This is a genomic window from Agromyces sp. P1_H4, from assembly GCF_056405255.1.
On record NZ_JBFUCL010000572.1, the window covers coordinates 1 to 1,054 of the forward strand.

1 protein-coding gene is annotated in these 1,054 nt (G+C 75.0%); it reads right to left on the bottom strand.

From position 1 onward, the window contains the following. Positions 1-1,054, bottom strand: a 1,054-nt coding sequence (locus AC1DY2_RS20060; RefSeq protein ID WP_476764016.1) for a hypothetical protein, incomplete at both ends; no start/stop codon positions are given.

Genomic DNA, 1,054 nt, shown 5'->3' on the forward strand with positions numbered 1-1,054 from the left:
GGCTGCGGCAGCGCCGCCGAACAGTGCGGCGAGCGGGTCGCCGTCGTGAGCCGCGGATGCCGCGGGTTCGGGCGCCTGCGGGAAGCGGGCGGTGGCGTCGTCGGTGCGGTACCCCGCGGTCGCGTCGTCGGTGCGGTACGCGGCCGTCGGTGCATCGTCGCCGAACCGCCAATCGGGCACGGGCTCCGCTTCGGGCTCGGCCTGTGCCTCAGGCTCGATGATGGGGTCGCCCGGGCCGGTTTCGGAAGCGTCGACATCGGAGGCGTGGCCTTCGGTGTCGAGCCCCGCCGCCACGAACGGCAACGGTCGTTCGAGCCCGTTCGCGTCACGCTCGGGATCGGCCTTGGGGTCGGGCGCCGACGGATCGGGCGTCAGGTTCCAGAAGTAGCCGGTCTCCTCGATCTCACGGGTGATCTGGGATCCATCGCCGGCCGTCGCGTCACCCAGCTGGTCGGCGTGCGTGGCCTCATCGACGTCGTCGAGCGAGCTGTCGCGTCCGAAGAGGCGGCCACGGGGCGCGCGCGGCGGTTCGGGCTCGTCCACGTCGTCGTCATCGTCGACGTCGTCGTCGAAGCCGAGCCCCAGGGCGCCGAGCGCGTCGTCATCGCCGGGGGGTGGCGTGCCGCCGCGGGCAGGCGTACCCGAGCCGAATGCGTCGGACGGCACATCGACGTCGGCGCGCTCGTCGTCTCGGGAGCGACCGGAGGCGGAGCCGGAGCCGAGCGCGGCCAGGAGGTCGTCCACCGGCTCGCCGGTCTGCGGGGGTCGCTGGGGCTCATCGTCACGGGCCGACGCGAACGCCGGGAAGGGCGGTCGACGGGTGGCGGCCGCTTCGGCGCGAAGGCCGGCAGGCTCGGAGACCGGCGTGCCGGCAGCGCCACGCACCTCGATGAACGGGAAGCCGGTGCCGGCGACCGGCGTCTGCCGCCCGTCGGCGTTCGCCTCGGGTCGAGAGGCGGGCGACTCGGATGCCGCATCCGGGCGTCCCTCGTCACCGGCTGCCGCGCCCGGGCCCTGCGACGACGGGCGGTCGGCGAACAGCGCGCTGAAGGGG